This window comes from Streptomyces sp. UH6 (assembly GCF_013421635.1).
Taxonomy (GTDB): Bacteria; Actinomycetota; Actinomycetes; order Streptomycetales; family Streptomycetaceae; genus Streptomyces; species Streptomyces abyssomicinicus.
In genome coordinates this window covers 1-2231 of the sequence record NZ_JACADT010000937.1, presented here as the reverse complement: position 1 = coordinate 2231, position 2231 = coordinate 1, and the positions used below count along the sequence as shown (strand labels likewise).

Here is a 2231-nt window from a genome sequence, read left to right as displayed (position 1 = left end):
TCCCGCCCGGCGCGGAAGGGCTGGTCACGCCAGGTGGCGCGGAGGGGCCCCTCACGCCAGGTGGCGGCGGCCCCGGGTGGTGGCGGCGTGGAGGAGGCCGCGGGCGGTGAGGGCCCAGCCGGCGCCCACGATGACCGCGGCGACCCCGAGCCCGAGCGGCCCCACCAGGGGCAGGGAGATGCCGATCGCGCCCCCCACCACCCAGGCCATCTGCAACGTCGTCTCGGACCGGGCGAACGCCGAGGTGCGGACCTGTTCCGGGACGTCCCGCTGGATCATCGCGTCCAGGGAGAGCTTGGACAGGGCCTGGGCGAAGCCCGCGACCCCCGCGAGGACCGCCACCATCGCCGCCCCGAAGAACGCCGCCGCCAGCACCGCCGCGACGACCACCAGCGCGACCACCGACACGATGATCCGCTCCGGCGGCCGCGACCGCACCCACGCCCCCACCGCCGTGCCCAGCGCGTTGCCCGTGCCGGCGGCGACCCCGACGATGCCCATGGAGACCGCCACGCTCTGCCCGCTCATCGGGTGCTCGCGCAGCAGGAACGCCAGGAAGAACAGCAGGAACCCCGACAGGACGCGCTGCGAGGCGTTGACCACCAGGCCGTGCGTGACGCTCGTGCCGACCGTGCGCAGCGCCAGCCGGGGCCGGTCGCCCGGGGTGCGCCGGTGCGGGCCGTGCAGGTGCTCGGGGTCGGCCGCCAGCAGCGCGGGCTCCTCCCCCTTGGCGGAGTCGACCTTCTTCGGCAGCGACAGCGACAGCAGCGTCCCCGCGACGAACACCGCGCACGCCGCGTACAGCGGCCACCGCGGACCGAGCTGGTGCAGCCCGGCCCCCACCGGAGCGGCCACCCCGGTGGCCACCAGCCCGCCGAGGGTGACCCGCGAGTTCGCCTTGACCAGCGAGAACCGCCGGGGCAGCAGCCGTGGCACCACCGCGCTGCGCACCACCCCGTACGCCTTGGAGCACATCAGCACGCCCAGCGCCGCCGGGTAGAGCTGGAGCCCGCCGCCGGCCACCGCGCCGGTGAGGACCAGCGCCAGCACCGCCCGCGCGCCCATCGAGCTCGCCATGGCGGCCCGCCGCCCGTACGGGATGCGGTCGATCAGCGGGCCGATCACGGGGGCCAGCAGGGTGAACGGCGCCATGGTGATCGCCAGGTAGAGCGCGACCCGCCCGCGCGCCTCGTCGGTGGGGACGGAGAAGAAGACGGTGGAGGCGAGCGCCACGGTGATCAGGACGTCGCCCGCCCCGTTCACCGCGTGGAGCTCGATCAGCTTGCCGAGCCCCGACTCGCCCGCCCCGTGGGCGTGGGTGAGGCGGCGGATCAGCCGGCCGGCACCGCGCACGGGGGACCTCAGCACGCGCCCGACGGCACGGAGCGGTCCGCCGTCACGGCCCGCTCCGCCGGTAGTGCGTCCCTTGCGTGAGCGGGACGTCCGAACGGCTGCCACCCCGTCATAGTGCCCCGCTCGCGGCGGTTATGCGCTGTTCCGTACGGGCGGTTCGTATTGTCGGAGCAACCGGTCCGCGTCCGCGCGCGGCCGTCCGGCGCCGATCGGGATCGCCGGAACCGCCCGCCGGTGTGGGCCGACGGCCACGGAGAAGGTAGCGTTCGGTTGCGCGCCGTGGTGGTTGTACTCGGCCGCGCGCCTGAACTTCATCCCGCAGAATGGATGACATAGGTGCGCCCGAGCGCGATCGGGCGCGGACGTCGACGCGGCCCCCCGGTCCGCTCCGTCCGCTCCGCCGCCGTACGCGCGCACCCGTGAGACGGCGTAGGAGAGAAGCGATACCTGTGAGCGCAGCGACAACGCGAAGCCGCACCCCCGACCGCCTGTGCGCCGAGGCCGTCGACCTCGCCCGCGCCGCAGCCGAGGAGGCGGCCGCGCCCGGCGTCGTCGGCGAGCACGTCGGCATGGTGTCCGAGGGCGACCGCGTGGTCACCCATTTCTTCGAGTGCCGGGAGCTCGGCTACCGCGGCTGGCGCTGGGCCGTGACGGTGGCCCGCGCCTCCCGCGCGAAGATCGTCACCCTGGACGAGACGGTGCTGCTGCCCGGCCCGGACGCGCTGCTCGCACCCGAATGGGTGCCGTGGAGCGAGCGGCTGCGCCCCGGCGACCTGGGCCCCGGCGACCTGCTGCCCACCAACGCGGACGACCTGCGGCTGGAGCCCGGCTGGACCGGGGAGGACGAGCCGGCGCCGAACTCCGCGGTCTCCGACGAG

2 protein-coding genes are annotated in these 2231 nt (G+C 75.5%); one reads left to right on the top strand and one right to left on the bottom strand.

The window, feature by feature from the left end:
* Positions 1-51 precede the first annotated feature (51 nt).
* Positions 52-1458, bottom strand: coding sequence for an MFS transporter (locus HW445_RS27765; protein ID WP_180223618.1), 1407 nt, complete (start codon positions 1456-1458; stop codon positions 52-54).
* A gap of 344 nt (positions 1459-1802) precedes the next feature.
* Between HW445_RS27765 and HW445_RS27760 the strand changes: the two genes are divergently transcribed.
* A partial coding sequence (locus tag HW445_RS27760; protein ID WP_180223617.1) for a DUF3027 domain-containing protein occupies positions 1803-2231 on the top strand: 429 nt, incomplete at its 3' end.